The 16,933-nt window shown below is 61.4% G+C and carries 18 protein-coding genes; 9 read left to right on the forward strand and 9 right to left on the reverse strand.

Going from position 1 to position 16,933, the window contains the following annotated elements; genetic code table 11:
* The first annotated feature begins 152 nt into the window (after nt 1-152).
* Nucleotides 153-704: a sigma-70 family RNA polymerase sigma factor gene (locus tag VIL88_RS01790; protein ID WP_331985308.1), complete on the forward strand. Its 552-nt coding sequence runs from the start codon at nt 153-155 to the stop codon at nt 702-704.
* Nucleotides 701-1,333 (forward strand): DUF1109 domain-containing protein, encoded by a 633-nt coding sequence (locus tag VIL88_RS01795; RefSeq protein WP_331985310.1) that lies wholly within the window; start codon nt 701-703, stop codon nt 1,331-1,333. The genes VIL88_RS01790 and VIL88_RS01795 overlap by 4 nt, the downstream gene beginning before the upstream one ends.
* A gap of 9 nt (nt 1,334-1,342) precedes the next feature.
* Here the strand turns inward: VIL88_RS01795 and VIL88_RS01800 are convergent, their stop codons facing one another.
* Together VIL88_RS01800 and VIL88_RS01805 are read right to left on the reverse strand one after the other, a co-directional pair.
* Nucleotides 1,343-1,990, reverse strand: coding sequence for a ThuA domain-containing protein (locus tag VIL88_RS01800; protein ID WP_331985312.1), 648 nt, complete (start codon nt 1,988-1,990; stop codon nt 1,343-1,345).
* Between the two features lie 69 nt (nt 1,991-2,059).
* Entirely contained in the window at nt 2,060-2,515 is a 456-nt protein-coding gene (locus VIL88_RS01805) for a GtrA family protein (RefSeq protein WP_331985314.1), read from the reverse strand.
* 262 nt (nt 2,516-2,777) lie between these two features.
* On the opposite strand from VIL88_RS01805, the gene VIL88_RS01810 reads away from it, so the two are divergent.
* Complete coding sequence (locus VIL88_RS01810) at nt 2,778-4,385, forward strand: bifunctional metallophosphatase/5'-nucleotidase (protein WP_331985316.1); 1,608 nt, start codon at nt 2,778-2,780, stop codon at nt 4,383-4,385.
* A gap of 67 nt (nt 4,386-4,452) precedes the next feature.
* Here the strand turns inward: VIL88_RS01810 and VIL88_RS01815 are convergent, their stop codons facing one another.
* The 7 genes from VIL88_RS01815 to VIL88_RS01845 form a co-directional block, all read right to left on the reverse strand.
* Nucleotides 4,453-4,704 carry a GlsB/YeaQ/YmgE family stress response membrane protein gene (locus VIL88_RS01815; RefSeq protein WP_331985318.1) on the reverse strand — a complete coding sequence of 84 codons (252 nt, stop codon included), beginning with the start codon at nt 4,702-4,704 and terminating at the stop codon, nt 4,453-4,455.
* Nucleotides 4,705-4,787: 83 nt separating this feature from the next.
* Complete coding sequence (locus VIL88_RS01820) at nt 4,788-5,831, reverse strand: Gfo/Idh/MocA family oxidoreductase (RefSeq protein WP_331985320.1); 1,044 nt, start codon at nt 5,829-5,831, stop codon at nt 4,788-4,790.
* A gap of 157 nt (nt 5,832-5,988) precedes the next feature.
* Nucleotides 5,989-6,771 (reverse strand): ThuA domain-containing protein, encoded by a 783-nt coding sequence (locus tag VIL88_RS01825; RefSeq protein WP_331985322.1) that lies wholly within the window; start codon nt 6,769-6,771, stop codon nt 5,989-5,991.
* A gap of 104 nt (nt 6,772-6,875) precedes the next feature.
* Complete coding sequence (locus tag VIL88_RS01830; RefSeq protein ID WP_331985324.1) at nt 6,876-7,886, reverse strand: sn-glycerol-3-phosphate ABC transporter ATP-binding protein UgpC; 1,011 nt, start codon at nt 7,884-7,886, stop codon at nt 6,876-6,878.
* A 10-nt stretch (nt 7,887-7,896) separates the two neighbouring features.
* Nucleotides 7,897-8,742: a carbohydrate ABC transporter permease gene (locus VIL88_RS01835; RefSeq protein WP_331985326.1), complete on the reverse strand. Its 846-nt coding sequence runs from the start codon at nt 8,740-8,742 to the stop codon at nt 7,897-7,899.
* Nucleotides 8,742-9,722, reverse strand: a complete 981-nt coding sequence (locus VIL88_RS01840; RefSeq protein ID WP_331985328.1) for a sugar ABC transporter permease — start codon at nt 9,720-9,722, stop codon at nt 8,742-8,744. Before VIL88_RS01840 ends, VIL88_RS01835 begins: the two co-directional genes overlap by 1 nt.
* Before the next feature lie 85 nt (nt 9,723-9,807).
* Complete coding sequence (locus VIL88_RS01845) at nt 9,808-11,073, reverse strand: ABC transporter substrate-binding protein (RefSeq protein ID WP_331985330.1); 1,266 nt, start codon at nt 11,071-11,073, stop codon at nt 9,808-9,810.
* Between the two features lie 40 nt (nt 11,074-11,113).
* Between VIL88_RS01845 and VIL88_RS01850 the strand changes: the two genes are divergently transcribed.
* The 6 genes from VIL88_RS01850 (at nt 11,114) to VIL88_RS01875 (ending at nt 16,793) form a co-directional block, all read left to right on the forward strand.
* Nucleotides 11,114-11,539 (forward strand): hypothetical protein, encoded by a 426-nt coding sequence (locus tag VIL88_RS01850; RefSeq protein WP_331985332.1) that lies wholly within the window; start codon nt 11,114-11,116, stop codon nt 11,537-11,539.
* Nucleotides 11,536-12,564, forward strand: coding sequence for a substrate-binding domain-containing protein (locus VIL88_RS01855; RefSeq protein WP_331985334.1), 1,029 nt, complete (start codon nt 11,536-11,538; stop codon nt 12,562-12,564). Before VIL88_RS01850 ends, VIL88_RS01855 begins: the two co-directional genes overlap by 4 nt.
* 204 nt (nt 12,565-12,768) lie before the next feature.
* Entirely contained in the window at nt 12,769-13,878 is a 1,110-nt protein-coding gene (locus tag VIL88_RS01860) for an ABC transporter substrate-binding protein (protein ID WP_331985336.1), read from the forward strand.
* 183 nt (nt 13,879-14,061) lie between these two features.
* Nucleotides 14,062-14,943, forward strand: coding sequence for an ABC transporter permease subunit (locus VIL88_RS01865; protein ID WP_331985338.1), 882 nt, complete (start codon nt 14,062-14,064; stop codon nt 14,941-14,943).
* A complete protein-coding gene (locus tag VIL88_RS01870) occupies nt 14,940-15,731 on the forward strand; it encodes an ABC transporter permease (RefSeq protein ID WP_331985340.1) in 792 nt (263 codons plus the stop codon). Before VIL88_RS01865 ends, VIL88_RS01870 begins: the two co-directional genes overlap by 4 nt.
* Before the next feature lie 3 nt (nt 15,732-15,734).
* Nucleotides 15,735-16,793 (forward strand): ABC transporter ATP-binding protein, encoded by a 1,059-nt coding sequence (locus VIL88_RS01875; protein ID WP_331985342.1) that lies wholly within the window; start codon nt 15,735-15,737, stop codon nt 16,791-16,793.
* Nucleotides 16,794-16,933 lie beyond the last annotated feature (140 nt).

Genomic DNA, 16,933 nt, shown 5'->3' on the forward strand with positions numbered 1-16,933 from the left:
TGCTGGAGTAACGGTGCCAGCAGCGCTAAGAGTTTCATAGCATCTATTCGTCGACCGGGGACGAGAGTTACCTTGCCAGGGCGCGCTGGAGGCGATTTTCTGCCGGCAGCACCGATGTAACGATGTTAGCTGCGGCAACGAATGGACTGGCAATGCAGGCTGACCCAACCGAAACGCGATTGCGGGACCTGATGCTCGCTTCGCTCGATGGCGACGCCGCAGCCTATCGCCGGCTGCTTGCCGACGTGGGCAAGCATCTTCGGCCCTATTTCGCCCGGCGGCTGACCCCCGCCTTTGCATCGCACGCGGAGGATCTCGTGCAAGAGACCCTGCTGGCCATTCACACAAGGCGCATGACCTATGACCGCAACCGGCCGTTTACCGCCTGGATGCATGCAATCGCTCACCACAAGTTCGTTGATCACGTGCGGCGACAATCCATCCGCCTGACCGTGCCGCTCGAGGACGATCCGCCGATCGCTGCACATGACGATAATGAAGATGCCCTGTCGCGGCGGGACCTGGACAATGTGCTTGAGCAAGTTCCTCCCCGGACATCGGACCTGATCCGCCGTACCAAGGTGGAAGGCGCCTCCGTGGCCGAGGCGGCAGCGGCGCACGGCATCAGCGAGACGGCCGCCAAGGTCTCCATTCATCGCGGGCTGAAATCACTGGCTGCCAGATTTGCGGGAGGCTCGAAATGACCGATGAGCTGATCGACCGGCTAAGTGCCGACCTCAAGCCGGTGCGCCCCATGGCCATGCAGGTTTATCTCGTGGGCGCGCTGCTGCTGAGCGGAGTCATTGCCGCCGTGGCCATGTTGATGCTGCTGGGCATGCGGCCGGACATGGACAGCGCCGCGGCCACCATGAGCTACTGGACCAAGTTTACCTACACGGCATGCCTGGCTCTGTTGGGCCTGGCGGCGACGCTGGTTCTCGCGCGGCCAGGAGGTCGCACGCGCTGGCCCTGGCTTGCGGGCGTGGGCCTGCTGGCGCTGCTCACTGTTTTGGCAATGGTGCAACTGGCCCGCGCCGACGACATGATGCCGCTGGTCGTGGGCCGCTCGATCCAACGGGCGCTGACTTATATCCCCATTCTGGCGCTGCCGGTTCTTCTCGGCACCATGCTGGCGCTGCGGCGCATGGCTCCAACCCGGCCAACCCTTGCCGGCTTCGCTGCCGGAATCATGGCCGGCAGTACCGGCGCCTGGATCTATGCCTTTGCCTGCGCTGAAATCGGGATGATGTTTCTGGCGCTGTGGTACACGCTTGCGATCCTGGTTGTCGGCGCCATCGGCGCCGTTCTGGGACGTTGGCTGCTGCGCTGGTAGGCTGAGGCGTTATTCCTCGCGTGCCGCCCAGTTCATGCCGCGACGCATGATCGTGGCCATTTCGCGCACCTCGAACTCCTTGGCCTGGTGTCCCAGCGTCGAGTGGAATACGCGTCCCTTGCCATGCTGTCGCTTCCAGGCAACCGGCATCTTCACGCCATTGATCCAGGAGGCATGTTCGCCCGTGAATGTGGTGGTCGCCAGCACATGGTTGGATGGGTCCACATGCATGTAATACTGTTCTGACGTGTAGGCGAAGTTCTTGATGCCCGCCATGATAGGGTCGAGCGGATCGGCCACTTCGACCGTGTAGTCGATGATGTTGCCGGGGTGGGCAACCCACTGGCCGCCGACCATGAACTGGTAATCCACGGAGTCGCGGAAGGCGTCGCTCATGCCGCCGTGATGCCCAGCCAGCCCGACCCCGCCCTCGACCGCCTTGGTGAGGTTTTCGACCTCTTCCTTCTCGATCTTGCTCATGGTGAAGATCGGGATGATCAGGTTCAGGTCATGAATGGACGGATCTGCGAAGGCGCTTGTTTCCGTGGCCATGCGGACCGAAAAGCCATCTTCATGCAGCCAGCGGCGATAGATGGCGGCACACTCTTCGGGGTCGTGACCCGACCAGCCACCATAAACAATCAAGGCGCTCTTCATGCAGCACTTCCCCCAAATCAAACGGGGGGAGAATACCTGACTCAACAGCTATTGAAAGCCCGCTGGTGACTAGACTGTGACCGCCTTTGTGGAGCGGCGGGTGAAGGCCCAATGCCGGAGCACCACGAAGCTCAATGCCGAAGTCGGCACAATGACCAGCACCGACGTCAGGAGTGGCGGCAGAATGAGCACGGCGTGAATGGCGAACGAAAACACCGCCGCAAGCACCACCGCCAGCAGTTGCACCGCCACATAGCGTGGCAGCGCATGATGGTGGGCAGCACTGGAGCGGAAGGAAAACCGGCGTTGCAACAGGTAAATGGGGACGATCAGCACTGCGTAGCAGGCCGCGTTCACCAGCCAGTTTGCATAACCTGTGTCGAGTGAAACAACAAAGGATGACAGCGCCACGAAGGCCGCCGCACCTGTGGTGCCAACAGCGAGAAAGCCCAACAGCTCACCGAGCACGCGCGAAGGTGGCGAGGCCGGGATGTCACGCATCAGGCTATGTAGAGCAGCGCTCATGGCTGGAAACAGTCCTTTGGTTCAGTCGCGGCGCAGCCATAGCGCGCCAGCTCTCTGTGCCTGCTTAACCGGTTCCAGCAGCAACAGAGGTCTTTTGCACCATGGTTGCCGCCTGGTGAAGCCGAGCGGGCGCATAGCACGCATGTCGCTCACGTGACGCTTTGCTTTCCACTGTCACAAAAGGCTGGTTAACTCGACTTGGTTGCTGTTCGCCGCGTGCTGCGGACAGCTGATCAGCCGTCAAAAACAAAGGATACAGGGAATGAAACACCTTCTCCTCGGCGCCACGGCGCTTACGCTTTGCGCCGGATTTTCGGGCGCGGCACACGCTGACTACACGCTCAACATTCTCCACATCAACGACTTCCATTCCCGCTTCGGCCCAATCACGGACTCCGATTCCAACTGCGATGCGGAAACCGACGCAGCCGGCGAATGCTTTGGTGGCGTCGCCCGCCTCAAGACGGCGATTGATGATAAGCGCGCTGAACTCGAGGGGCAGAACTTCGTGCTGCTCGATGCCGGTGATCAGTTCCAGGGTTCGCTGTTCTACACGCAGTACCGCAGCGAGATCATCGCCGAGTTCGCCAACGATCTTGGCATCGAGGTAATGGCCGTGGGCAACCACGAGTTCGACGATGGCCCCGAAGAACTGGCCAAGCTGCTCGAGGCAGTCGAGTTCCCCGTCATTTCAGGCAATACCAACGTCGAAAACGAGCCCGTACTTGCCGGCAAGCTCGAGGGCACGCATGTGCTCGAAATCGGCGGAGAGAAGGTCGGCTTCGTCTCGGCCCTGGCGGAAGACACAGACGAGACCTCGTCGCCGGGCGACAATGTCGAGTTCGACGACACCATCACCAGCCTCCGCACCCAGGTCGATGCGCTGAAAGCTGCGGGCGTCGAGAAGATCATCGGCCTTACCCATGTCGGCTATACCCACGACCTCGAGATCGCAGCCAACGTACCCGGCATCGACGTCATCGTGGGCGGTCACTCGCATACGCTCCTGTCCAATACGGAAGAAGGCGCGGCCGGTCCCTACCCCACCCTCGTCAAAGGTCCAGATGGCGTGGAAGTGCCGGTCGTGACCGCCTATTCCTACGGCAAGTATCTCGGCGACCTCGTGGTGACCTGGGACGACCAGGGCAAGGTCATTTCGGCGGAAGGTGCACCAATCCTGATGGATGCATCCGTCGAGCCCGACGAAGGCTATGTCACCCGGCTAGCCGAATTGCAGGAACCGATCAACGAACTGATGGAGCAGGTGATCGGCACCACTACCGCTCCCATCGAGGGCAGCCGTGAAGTCTGCCGCATCGAGGAATGCTCGATGGGTAACCTGGTGGCCGATGCCATTCTTGATCGCGTTGCGGAACAGGGCGCAACCATTGCCATCCAGAACGGCGGTGGCCTGCGTGCCTCGATCGATGCGGGCGAGATCACCATGGGCGAAGTGCTCACGGTCCTCCCTTTCTCCAACACGCTGGCGACGGTCGATATCTCCGGCGCTGACGTGATCGAAGCGTTGGAGAACGGCGTAAGCGATGTCGAGAACGGGGCTGGGCGTTTCCCGCAGGTTGCCGGCCTCAAGTACAGCTACACCCTGGCTAAGCCGGCCGGCGAACGCATCAGCGACGTGCTCGTGAAGGGGGAAGGCGACAGCTGGGTGCCGATCGATGAAGAGGCGACCTATACCGTTGTCACCAACAACTACAATCGCGGCGGCGGCGACGGCTACTCGACCTTTGCCGAGGGCGACAACGCCTATGACTTCGGTCCTCCGCTGGAGCAGGTCCTGGCGGACTACATCGCCGAACTGGGTGGCGAGTACACGCCTTATACGGATGGCCGCATCACTGTTCTTGAATAGGAATCGATACGAAAAACAAAGGGCGCCTCGCGGGGCGCCCTTTTTTGTTTCAGTAATCGGAATCGGCTTAGCGGCGGCGCGAGATCATGCCCCAGACGACGAGGATGATGACGGCACCGACGATCGAGGCAATGAAGCCTGCACCGTCGTTGGGGCCGTACCAGCCGATGGCCTGACCCAGGAAAGTAGCCAGCAGCGAACCGACAATGCCGAGTACCGTGGTGAGAATGAAGCCCTTGGGCTCCTTGTCTCCTGGCACGATGAACTTGGCGATAAGGCCGGCGAAAAAGCCGATGATGATGGCCCAGATAATACCCATTTTGACGCTCCTTTTTCCGTTACTCGGATAATCCGGAGCCTCACAAACAGTTCCAATGGGGCCATCGAGGCCGTTGCTCTCGGCTAGACGGAGTGCTCCATGCGGTCCCGGTCCGTGGCCGTGGCAAGATCGAGCACCTTCTGGATGTTGGTGGCGTGACGGAAGCTCGGCTCGTTGTTGCGGCCTTCGCGCACCGCTTCGACGAAGCGCATGTAGTTGGTCGGCACTGGGTCGACGGCCACTTCAGTCCAGGTGCCGGTTTCGGCATCGTCGCCGAGGCAGGTGAAGAGCTTGGACCAGTCATGGCGATGCTGGACTTCGATGGAGCCCAGCTCGCCATAGATGCGCAACCTCAATTCGTTGAAGTGCCCGGTAGCCCAACGCGTGGCGTGAATGACGCCAAGGGCGCCGTTTTCGAGCTGTGCCGTCATGGCAAAGCTGTCATTGGCGTCGAGATCGTATTCGCCGATCTTGTTGTTCTCGGCCTTCTCGAAAGTCTCGAGGCGGCAGAACACCTTCGAGAAATCGCTGCCCGCGCCATAGGCGGCGAAGTCCAGAATATGGACGCCGATGTCGCCGAGCACGCCGTTGGAGCCATGCTTCTTGCTGAGGCGCCACAGCCACTGCGACTCCGTGCGCCAATCGCCCCAGGCCTTGGAGACCAGCCAGCTTTGCAGATAGCTCGCCTCGAAATGCTTGACCTTGCCGACGGCGCCCGACTGCACCAGCTCACGCATCTTCTGCAGCTGGCTGACATTGCGATAGGTCAGGTTGACCATGTTGACGAGGCCGGCAGCTTCGGCGGCCTCGGTCATTTCCATGGCCTTGGTATGGTCGGTGGCCAGCGGTTTTTCACAGAACACGTGCTTGCCCGCCTTCAGCGCAGCCATCGTGGTCGGATGGTGCACGCTGTCGGGGGTCACGTTGGCGATGGCGTCAAACTCGCCCCAGGCCAGGGCAGCATCGAGCGAGCCGAAGCTGCGCTCCATATTGTGCGCCGTGCAGAAGGCCTCGACGCGCGCTGGATCGACGTCCACGCCGCCCGCCAAAGTCACGCCCTCGATGGCAGCGAAGTTCTTGGCATGCGTATTGGCCATGCCACCGGTACCCAGAATGAGCAGCCGCATATCTGATTTCCTAAGGCGGTACCGACGCGGTCCGCAGATTCGATGTCAGGGCCTTCGTCGTGGCGTCTCATCCAAGGCCCATAAGAGAACGAGACTGTACCGAGCACCCATAACCTCAGGCCTCATTGCGGCCCGAGGTTAGCGGCGTCTACTTCCTTTAACGGAAACCTTCTTCCCGACCATGATGCAGCTTGGGGCCGCGCTCTTCGATCTTTTCCAGGGCCTCGTCGACCGGTACGTTCGGTGCTTGGAGCATCTGCGGGAACTGGTTGGCATTATAGGCCCAGTTCACGGCGTTGCGCAGCACGAGACCGACCGTATCGTCGTGATAGGTGGGATAGGTTTCGTGGCCGGGGCGGAAGTAGAAGATATTGCCGGCGCCGCGGCGGTAGGTCAGGCCTGAGCGGAACACTTCGCCGCCCTGGAACCAGGAAACGAAGACGGTCTCAAGCGGCTCGGGCACGCTGAACGGCTCGCCGTACATTTCTTCCATTTCAAGTTCGAAATAGGCGGGCAGGCCCTTGGCGATCGGGTGGCCAGGATTGGTGACCCAGAGGCGTTCGCGTTCACCGGCTTCACGCCAGGTGAGGCCACAGGGCGAGCCCATCAGGCGCTTGAAGATCTTGGAGAAGTGACCGGAATGGAGAACGATCAGGCCCATGCCTTCCCACACGCGCTTGGCGATGCGCTCCACAATCTCGTCCTGGACCTGACCATGGGCGGCGTGGCCCCACCAGACCAGAACATCCGTTTCGGCGAGCGCTTCGACCGTGCAGCCATGCTCGGGCTCCTGCAGCGTCGTCGTCTTGGTGACGATATTGCTGTCGCTGGCCAGGAGCTTGGCGATCTGGTTGTGCATGCCTTCGGGATAGTTGTCGGCAACGATCTTGTTCTTCTGCTCGTGGACGTTTTCGCCCCAGATCAGGGTACGGATTGCCATTCTAGTCTCCTATGGTCGAAAGCCCGGCAGTGGGAGGCGCCGGGCGTTAGGGTAGTAATGTGATTTCACTTGGTGACGGCCGTATGGCCGCCACCATAAAAAGATCAGGCGACCGGTCTTCCCGCTTCATTGAAGCGGTGGAGCTTGTCTTCCATGGGCGAGATGTGAACGACGTCGCCGCTCTTATAGGTGTTGGGGCCGTCGATCCGTACGACGACCGGCTCTTCAGTGCCCATTTCCAAATAGATATAGCTGTCGGCGCCGAGTTCTTCCTTGTGAATGACCCGGCCGTTCCAGAGCCCCTGCCCTTCCGGCTTGATCATGATGTGCTCGCCGCGGATGCCCAAGGTATGGGCGCCATGCGCCTCGGCGCGGTCCCCGGTGATGAAGTTCATCTTCGGCGAACCGATGAAACCGGCAACGAAGACCGAGTTCGGACGCTCGTAGAGTTCCATAGGCGTGCCGACCTGCTCAACCAGACCGTCGCGCAGCACACAAATGCGGTCGGCGAGCGTCATGGCCTCCACCTGGTCATGCGTCACATAGATCATCGTGACGTTGCTCATTTCCTCGTGCAGCTTGGCGATTTCAATGCGGGTCGCAACGCGCAGGGCGGCATCGAGGTTGGACAGCGGTTCGTCAAACAGGAACACCTTCGGATCCCGGGTAATCGCCCGGCCGATGGCGACGCGCTGGCGCTGGCCACCTGACAGCTGCTTGGGCAGGCGGTCGAGATATTGCCGGATCTGCAGCATGTCAGCGGCGCGCTCGACGCGTTGGCGGATCTCGTCCTTGCCCTTGCCCTTTTCGAGCGTGAGGCCAAAGGCCATGTTCTCGTAGACCGTCATGTGCGGATAAAGCGCATAGGACTGGAACACCATGGCGATGCCGCGCTTGGACGGCGCCAGCGAATTGACCACCTTGCCGTCGAACAGCATTTCGCCCGAGGTGATGTCTTCCAATCCCGAGATCAGACGCAGCAGGGTGGACTTGCCGCAGCCCGATGGGCCGACGAAGACCATGAACTCGCCCTTGCGCACTTCAAGGTTCACGCCCTTGATGACATTCACCGCGCCGAAGGACTTGCGGATGTCGCGTAGCTCGATTGCAGCCATTTCTTGCTCCTTAGCCCTTCACGCCGCCGGCGGTCAGGCCGCTGACGATCTTACGCTGGAAGATGAGCACCAGAACCACAAGGGGCACGGTGACGATGACGGAGGCGGCCATGATGAGCCCCCATGGAATTTCAAAGCGCGAGCCGCCTGACAGGAGGCCAATCGCTACAGGCACGGTGCGGGTGCTGTTCGACGACGTGAAGGTCAGGGCGAACAGGAACTCGTTCCAGGCGGAGATGAAGGCGAGCAGGCCTGTGGTGACCAGCGCTGGCCACATCAGCGGCATGAAGACGCGGGTGATGATGACCCATGGCGTGGCGCCGTCGACGATCGCCGCCTCCTCGATCTCCACCGGCAGGTCACGCATGAACGTGGTCAGCACCCAGACGGTGAAGGGCAGCGTAAAGATCGTGTAGGAGAAGATGAGGGCCCACGGCGTGTTGTAGATGCCCAGGAACCGCACCAGTTCGAACAGACCCGCCAGAACGGCGATCTGCGGGAACATAGACACGGCCAGGATCGTCACCAGCAGCAGCGACCGCCCCCGGAACCTGACGCGGCTGAGCGCGAAAGCTGCAGTCACCGCAAGGAACAGCGCCAGCACGACGGTGGTCGTCGCCACGAACAGCGAGTTCAGGAGGTTGCGCGGGAACGAGCCGTTGGCCAGCACGTCCGTGTAGTTGTCGAGGCTGAACGAGGTCGGCCAATAAGTGATGCGGAACAGGTCCGTACCCGATTTGAAGCTCGTCAGGATCGCGTAGTAGAAGGGAAACACGCTGACGACGACGATGAAGACGACCAAGGCATAGAACAGGACGGTCTTGGTCAGCTTCCAGAGGTTGAACGAGCCGGTCATCAGCGGTCTCCTCCGTCGAAGTTCACTTTGCCCAGCCAGATATAGACGATGGTGAACAGGGCGATGAGGAGGAACAGCAGGGTCGACTGCGTCGAGCCTTCCGCAAAGTTGTTGAATTGGAAAAGGTTTTCCTGGCTCAGCACCGACATGGTCTTGGTCGCATCGCTATTGGGCGTGAGCACATAGATCAGGTCGAAGATGCGGAGCGCATCGAGCACGCGGAAGATGATGGCGACCATCAGAGCCGGCCGCACCAGCGGCAGGGTAATGCGGAAGAACTGCTTGACCGGATGCACCCCGTCGATCTCGGCAGCCTCGTAGATGTCCTTGGGGATCATCTGCAGGCCGGCAAGGATCAGCAGCGCCATGAACGGGGTAGTCTTCCAGATGTCGACCACCAGGACTGCCTGCATGGCGGTGTCGGCGCTGGCAGTCCAGGCCACCTTCTGGCTCAGCAGGCCCAGGCGCAGGCCAAGATCGTTGAGAATGCCGAACTGGTCGTTCAGCATCCAGCTCCACATCTTGGCCGAAACGATGGTCGGGATGGCCCAGGGGATGAGGATAGCCGCGCGAACGATGCCGCGGCCGCGGAATTCGGCATTAAGCACAAGGGCCACGATCATGCCGAGCACGGTCTCCCAGAAGACCGACCAGAAGGCGAAACGCACGGTGTTCCAGACCGCATTCCACCAGTCCGGGTCCGCCAGCACGCCGCGATAGATGGTGCGTCCACTCTCAAGGGTACGCACCGAAAGGTAATTGCCAAAGCCGATCCACTCGGCACCGTACAGGTTATCGAGCGTGGCATCGGTGAATGAGAAATAGATCGAGCGCAGCAGTGGCCACCCGGCCACGATGGCAAGCGCGATCATCATGGGGAGGAGGAACCAGCGCGCTGCGCGGACGCGCTGCTGCATCAGTTCCGATCTTGCCCTGCGGCCGGTCATCGCAACCGGCGGCGCCATTGTCTCTGTCGCCATAAGTGCCCCTCCCGTTTTCGTCATTTTTTCGCAGGGCGGGCGGTGGGGAAAGCCCGGCCGTCCACCCTGCTGGCGTTAGAGGCGCTTACCAGGCGTCGCCCTTGAGGTCGCTCAGGTCAGCTTCAAGCAGTTCGAGGTTTTCCGCAGCGGAGCCGTCACCCGAAAGCGTGTTGTGCACGGCACCCCAGAACAGCGAGGACACTTCATTGTACTTGGCCTGAGCCGGAGCGGACGGACGCGGCACGGCGTTCTGGAAGATCTCCTTCCAGTTGCTCATGAAGGGCGCTGCGGCCAGAACGTCCTGGTCGTCATAGAGGGCTTCGATCGTGGGCAGGTTGGACTGCTTGATCGCACGTTCCTTCTGGATTTCCGGCGACGAGAGGAACATGGCCAGCTGGATCGCGGCTTCCGGTTCCTGGCTGTACTTGGAAACGGCATAGTTCCAGCCGCCCAGCGTTGCAGCCGAACGGGCGCCTTCACCCTCGCCAGCGGGAAGCGGAGCCACGTCGAACTTGCCCTTCACGGCCGAGTCTTCGCCTTCGCCCAGTGCATAGGCATAGGGCCAGTTGCGCATGAACACGGCATTGCCGAGCTGCCACACGCCGCGGCTTTCTTCTTCCATATAGGCCAGGTTGCCTTCGGGCGAGATCGTGCCGATCCAGCTTGCTGCCATGTCGATGGCAGCGGCGGCCTGTTCGTTGTTGATGGAGATGGTGCCGTCGGCCTCGATGACCTGGCCACCGCCATAGGACTTAACCCATTCAAGAGCGTTGCAGGTCAGGCCTTCATAGGCGTTACCCTGGAACACGAAGCCCCACATGTCGGGGTTTTCGGCGCGTTCGGCGTCCATGATCTCCTGGGCAGTCGCAGTCAGTTCAGCCCAGGTGGTCGGCACTTCCTTGTTGTACTTTTCCAGCAAGTCCTTGCGGTAGAACAGGGCTGGTGCGTCGGTATAGGCCGGCATGGCGACCAGCTTGCCGTTCACGGTCTGCGATTCAATGATCGAGGGGAAGTGCTGGTCGATGACATCGGCTGCAGCTTCGCTCAGGTCCAGGAACTGGTCCGCCAATTGCGGAGCCCAGATCACGTCGGTGGTATAGACGTCGATGTCAGTGTTGCCGGCAGCAAGCCACAGGCGGTACTGGCCGAACTGGTCGGTGGTCGAGGACGGCATCGGCACGATGGTGACGGTGTGGCCGGTCTCGGCTTCGAACTTCTCCAGCTGCTCCTGCAGGAATGCCAGGCCGTTGCCGGTATCGCCCGACACGACGGACAGCTCCGCAGCCTGTGCGGCACCGGCCACCAGCGTCACGCTGGTCAGCAGACCGACAAGCATTTTATTGATCTTCATCAGATTTCCTCCCGAATGAACCAAGTTGAGAGAGGCATGCATGGTCATGCGGCGCATGGCGCCGCGAACCTGCTTCCTCCCTAAAAGGCTGGCCTCAACGTCTTGTTTGTCGAGTTTCCAAAGCGCTTTGAGTGAAAAAGAACCAGAGCCATGTATTCCTGTCAAGCGGCACATCAACGGATTGTTAGCTTCTCAAGATCGCTCCGGATTTTTCCCTAATGCTTACAGCGCCTTATGGTTCCACGATGAAGAAGCTCCTTGTTTTGCGGGTGGAAACCCTGACGTACGCACCTCAATGCTGCGGCGGGTGAAATCCCGGCTTGCGGAGAAATTTGAAATCGCTTTGAATAGCCCTTCGGAGGAGGAAGCGGCTCTGCCGGAGATGCAGGCCGCGCGTTCCAAAAGGCAGACCGTATGCACCTTATCGGTGCGCGTGAAACTGTCCGGAACCAGTTGGCAGCAATGAGACTCAAGGATTTGGCCGAGCATCTCGGCCTGTCGCAAACCACTGTAAGCCGCGCGCTCAATGGCTATCCTGAGGTCAATGAGGCAACGCGCCTGCGTGTAGCCGAAACGGCCGAGCGGTTGGGCTATCGCCCCAACGCCAGCGCGCTGCGCCTGGCCACGGGGCGGTCGGGCGCCATCGGCCTCGTGCTGCGGGGGGCCGAGGAGCTGGGGCCGCATATGAGCGAATTCCTCGCCGGCATGGGCGGGCGGATGGCGACCGAGGAGATCGATATCCTCGTCACCACGGTGGACTCCTATCAGGACGAAGTCGCTGCCTATCGGCGTATTGCCGCCAGCCAAAAGGTCGACGCCATTGTGCTCCACTCGCCCAAGGTGGTGGACGAACGGGTGAAGCTCCTCAAGGACCTGCGCATTCCCTTTGTGCTGCATGGCCGCACCAATATTGGGGAGACCGTGGCCTGGCTCGACATCGATAATACCGGGGCGGTAGAGCGCGCAACCGGTCACCTCCTCGACCTCGGCCATCGCCGCATTGCCCTCCTCAACGGGATCAAGGGCCGCACCTTTGCCGAACATCGCGAACTGGGCTACCTGGCCGCGCTGTCTGCCCGTGGCGTTCCGTTCGACGCGGCGCTGATGAGCAATTCCGTCTTCACCGACGAAGCCGGGTTCCGCCTCGCGCAATCCATGCTGCAGATGGATTCGCCGCCCACAGCTTTCATGGCGGGCTCGATGATGACGGCGCTGGGCGTGTTCCGCGCCATCCGGCAGGCGGGACTGACGCTGGGACGGGACGTGTCGCTGATCGCCCATGACGATGTCTTCCCCTATCTCAACGCCGACAACATGTTCCCCACCATGTCGACTACCCGCTCCTCCATAAGGCAGGCGGGAACCCGAGTGGCCGAACTGATCCTCCAGATCCTGGGCGGCAAAAAGATCGACGACGTGCACGAGCTCTGGCCGGTGGAACTGGTGCTTCGGGAAAGCACGGGGCCCGCTCCCCAGAACGTCACTCGCTAAACACCGTCGTAAACCTGTTACCCTATTGTCTTAAACCGTCGGCCTCCTCACTGCTCTCCACGACCTGGATTATAGCGCCAGCCGAGCGGGGGAGGACAGATATCGGCGCCGTCATCGCACTGTCATGTCCTCTCTCTAATGCCACGCCGGCTCGCCGCAGCTTCTTTGAAGAACGCCAGCGGACGACTTTCAGGGAGACTGAACATGTCCATCAAGAATTTGCTCGGCGCATCCGTTTCGGTGCTGGCCGCCTTTGCCGTTTCCGCCCCCGCCTTTGCCCAGGCCGACCTCGACGCGCTCTATGAAGCTGCCAAGGGCGAAGGCCAGCTGACCGTGATCGCCCTACCGCACTCCTGGTGCAACTATGGCGGCGTGATCGAAGGCTTCAAGGCCAAGTATCCCGGCATCACCATCAACGAACTCAACCCCGATGCCGGTTCGGCCGACGAACTCGAAGCCGTTCGCGCCAATATCGGCAACACCGGCCCACAGGCGCCCGACGTCCTCGATATCGGCCTCGCTTTCGGCCCGCAGGCCAAGGAAGAAGGCCTGCTGCAGGCCTACAAGGTTTCTACCTGGGACGACATTCCGGCCGATGCCAAGGACGAAGAAGGCTTCTGGTACGGCGACTACTACGGCGTCCTCGCCTTCGGCATCAACAAGGACATCATCACCGGCGACAATCCCCAGTCCTGGGCTGACCTGCAGAAGGATGATTATGCCAACTCGGTCGCTCTTGCCGGCGATCCGCGCACGTCCAACAACGCCATCCTTTCGGTCTACGCTGCCGGTCTATCCACCGGTGCCGATGCTGCCAACGGCGCACAGGCCGGTCTCGAGTTCTTCAAGGCCCTCAATGACAAGGGCAACTTCGTGCCCGTCGACGCCGAAGCCGCCTCGATCGCTCAGGGCACGACCCCGATTGCTATCAACTGGGACTACAACCTCCTCGCCGCCCGTGACAACCTCAACGGCAACCCGCCGATCGAAGTCGTGGTGCCGTCTGACGGTGTCGTCGCCGGCGTCTATGTCCAGGCCATCTCGGCCCATGCTCCCCATCCCAACGCCGCCAAGCTCTGGATGGAGTACCTCTATTCGGACGAAGGCCAGCTCGGCTGGCTCGCCGGCTACTGCCACCCCATCCGCTTCAACGCCATGGCCGAAGCGGGCGTTCTGCCGGATGACCTGATGGCCAAGTTGCCGGCGGCGGAGAACTACGCCAAGGCCGTGTTCCCCACTATCGAGGAGCAGAACGCCAACAAGACCACGATCACCACCGGCTGGGACAGCACGGTTGGGGCGAGCGTGCAGTAAGCTGATCTGCGACTGAAGCTTCAGTCGGCTCCCTCCCCCTTGCGGGGAGGGATCAAGGGTGGGGGGCGTTTAGCCCGTATATCGGGGCCAACCCGCACCCCCACCCGGCCTCCCCCGTTAAGGGGGAGGTGCCGCTTCCAGTAATAGGCACGATCGTGCCAAACACTTCGGTCAAGGCTAGGCATGTCGCGCATCGAAAACCAAGCGTCTACCTCTCCCCGCCGCATTCCATGGGACGCACTTGCCGTCGTCCCGTTTGTCGTCTTCGCGGTGATGTTCCTTTTCATGCCGACACTGTCGCTGATCAGCGGCGCCTTTACCGACCGGGCCGGAAACTTCACGCTGGACAACATTGCCGGGCTTATCACGCCGCAAATCCTCTCCGCGTATTGGATCTCCATTCGTATTTCGGGTGCCTCCGCCATTCTGGGCGCGCTGATCGGGCTCGCCATAACCCTGGCCATAATTCGCGGCCGCCTGCCTTTGCCGCTGCGCTCCGCCGTGATGACCTTTTCCGGCGTTGCCTCCAACTTCGCCGGTGTGCCCCTGGCCTTTGCATTCATAGCCACCCTGGGACGTCTGGGCCTCGCGACCATTATACTGCGCACCGTGTTCGGCGTGGATATCTATCGCTCGGGCTTCAATCTCCTCGGCTTCTGGGGGCTCACGCTAACCTACCTCTATTTCCAGATCCCGCTGATGATGCTGACCATTGCACCGGCGGTGGACGGGCTGAAGAAGGAGTGGAGCGAGGCAGCTCAGATGCTTGGCGCAAGCCGGTGGCAGTTCTGGCGTCATGTTGGGCTGCCTATCCTCTGGCCCAGTTTCCTGGGCACGCTGTCGCTGCTGTTTGCCAATGCCTTCGGGGCGATCGCCACGGCCTGGGCACTGACCGGATCGAACCTCAACATCGTGACGGTGCTGCTCTATAACCAGATCCGCGGCGATGCGCTGCAGAACCCCGGTCTGGGCGCCGCGCTGGCGCTAGGCATGATCGTCATTACCTCGGTTGCCAATGTCATCTACCTGACCGTCGCGACCCGGGCCGAGCGGTGGATGAAATGAAGACCAGCAGATTTTGGCCCTGGGTGATCTTTGCTGTCGGCGCGGCCTATTTCATCGTGCCGCTGATCGCCACCTTCGAGTTCTCGCTGCGCATGCGCCGCGGCGAATATAGCTTCGATGCCTACCAGTCGGTGTTTTCCGACCCGGCCTTTGCTGCCAGCTTTGGCTATTCGCTGGTGATCGGCGCCTTGACCATTGTGGTCGGCGTCCTGGTGGTGGTGCCGGCGGTTTATTTCGTGCGACTGCGCATGCCGTGGTTGCGGCCGTTCATGGAATTTATCACGCTGCTGCCGCTGGTGATCCCGGCGCTGGTGCTGGTCTACGGCTATATCCGGCTCTACAATTCCTCTTCCCTTGTTCCCTTCACCGGCTCGGCGCTGGGCACCGATATCCTGCTGACCGGGGCCTATGTGACGCTGGCCCTGCCCTATATGTATCGCGCCGTCGACAACGGCATGCGCACTATCGATATCGGCACGCTGACCGAGGCGGCGCAGATCATGGGCGCCAACCAGGCGCAGATTATCGGCCAGATCATCCTGCCCAATATCCTGGTCGCTATCCTGTCGGGCGCCTTTTTGACCTTTGCCATTGTCATCGGCGAATTCACCATTGCATCGCTGCTGAACCGCCCGGCCTTCGGCCCTTACCTCGTCGGCATTGGCACCAACCGGGCCTATGAGCCGGCAGCTTTGGCCATCATTTCCTTCATCATCACCTGGGGCGCCATGGGCATGATCAACGTGCTCGGCCGCTTTGCCCCTCGCACTTCCGCCAGGACCGACTGACCCATGGCCGCCTTCCTCGAAGTCCAGAACCTCGTCAAATCCTTTGGCACCAATACTGTAGTCAAGGGCGTCAGCTTTGGCTTCAGCAAGGGCGAATTCATTTCCCTCCTTGGGCCTTCGGGCTGTGGCAAGACCACCATCCTGCGCATGATTGCCGGCTTCGAACAGCCCAGCTCCGGCTCGATCCGCGTGGACGGGCAGGACATTACCGGGCTCAAGCCCAACCAGCGCCGGCTGGGCATGGTGTTCCAGGCTTATGCGCTGTTTCCCAACATCACCGTCGGCGACAATATCGGCTTTGGCCTCAAGATCGCGGGCGTCGGCGCCGAGGAGCGGCGGGCTCGCGTCGATGAGATGCTAAGGCTCATCGGCCTGCCCGGCTTTGAGAAGCGCTACCCCTATGAGATGAGCGGCGGTCAGCAGCAGCGCGTGGCGCTGGCGCGCGCCATTGCACCGCGGCCGCGCATGCTGCTCCTAGACGAGCCGCTGTCGGCGCTCGACGCCAAGATTCGCGTATCGCTGCGCGAGGAAATCCGCGCCATCCAACTCGACCTAGGCATCACCACCATCTTCGTTACGCACGACCAGGAAGAGGCACTGTCGATTTCCGACCGTATCGTGGTGATGAACAGCGGCACTATCGAGCAGTTGGGTGCGCCGCACGAGATCTACAACACGCCCGCCACCCGCTTCGTCGCGACCTTTGTTGGCCACCTCAACACGATCGAGGCCACGGTGGTTGACGCCCAGAGCAAGACCGTCACCATCGATGGACAAACGGCGGTGGTCCCCGCCCTGCCCGCCACGGCCGGCAATGGGGCCGCGGTTTCGCTGACCCTGCGGCCTGAAGTGCTGGCGGTCGGCGCGCGCCCCGGCAATGACATCACGCTTTCCGGCACCATTGCCGACGTGACTTTTCTGGGCTCGGTGATCCGGCTGCGCGTCCAGCTGGGGCGGAACGTCGTCAGCCTCGACACCTTCAACGATCAGCGCAGCGCGCCTCCCAGCCGCGGCGAGACCGTTACAATAAGCCTTGCCGGCAAGGACATGCTGGTGCTCTAGCGCGAGGCGAGCAGAAGCGCCGCCTCGGACGCGGTTTTACGGTGAGCGGTGACGGCGAGGCGTCTGCCTCTGATGTGGATAAGTGGAAGTGAAGCAGAGCCTCGCCGCCACGCCGGTTTTGTCGCACACGCATCGAGCGG

Origin of the sequence: Devosia sp., from assembly GCF_036563435.1 — a bacterium.
GTDB lineage: Bacteria > Pseudomonadota > Alphaproteobacteria > Rhizobiales > Devosiaceae > Devosia.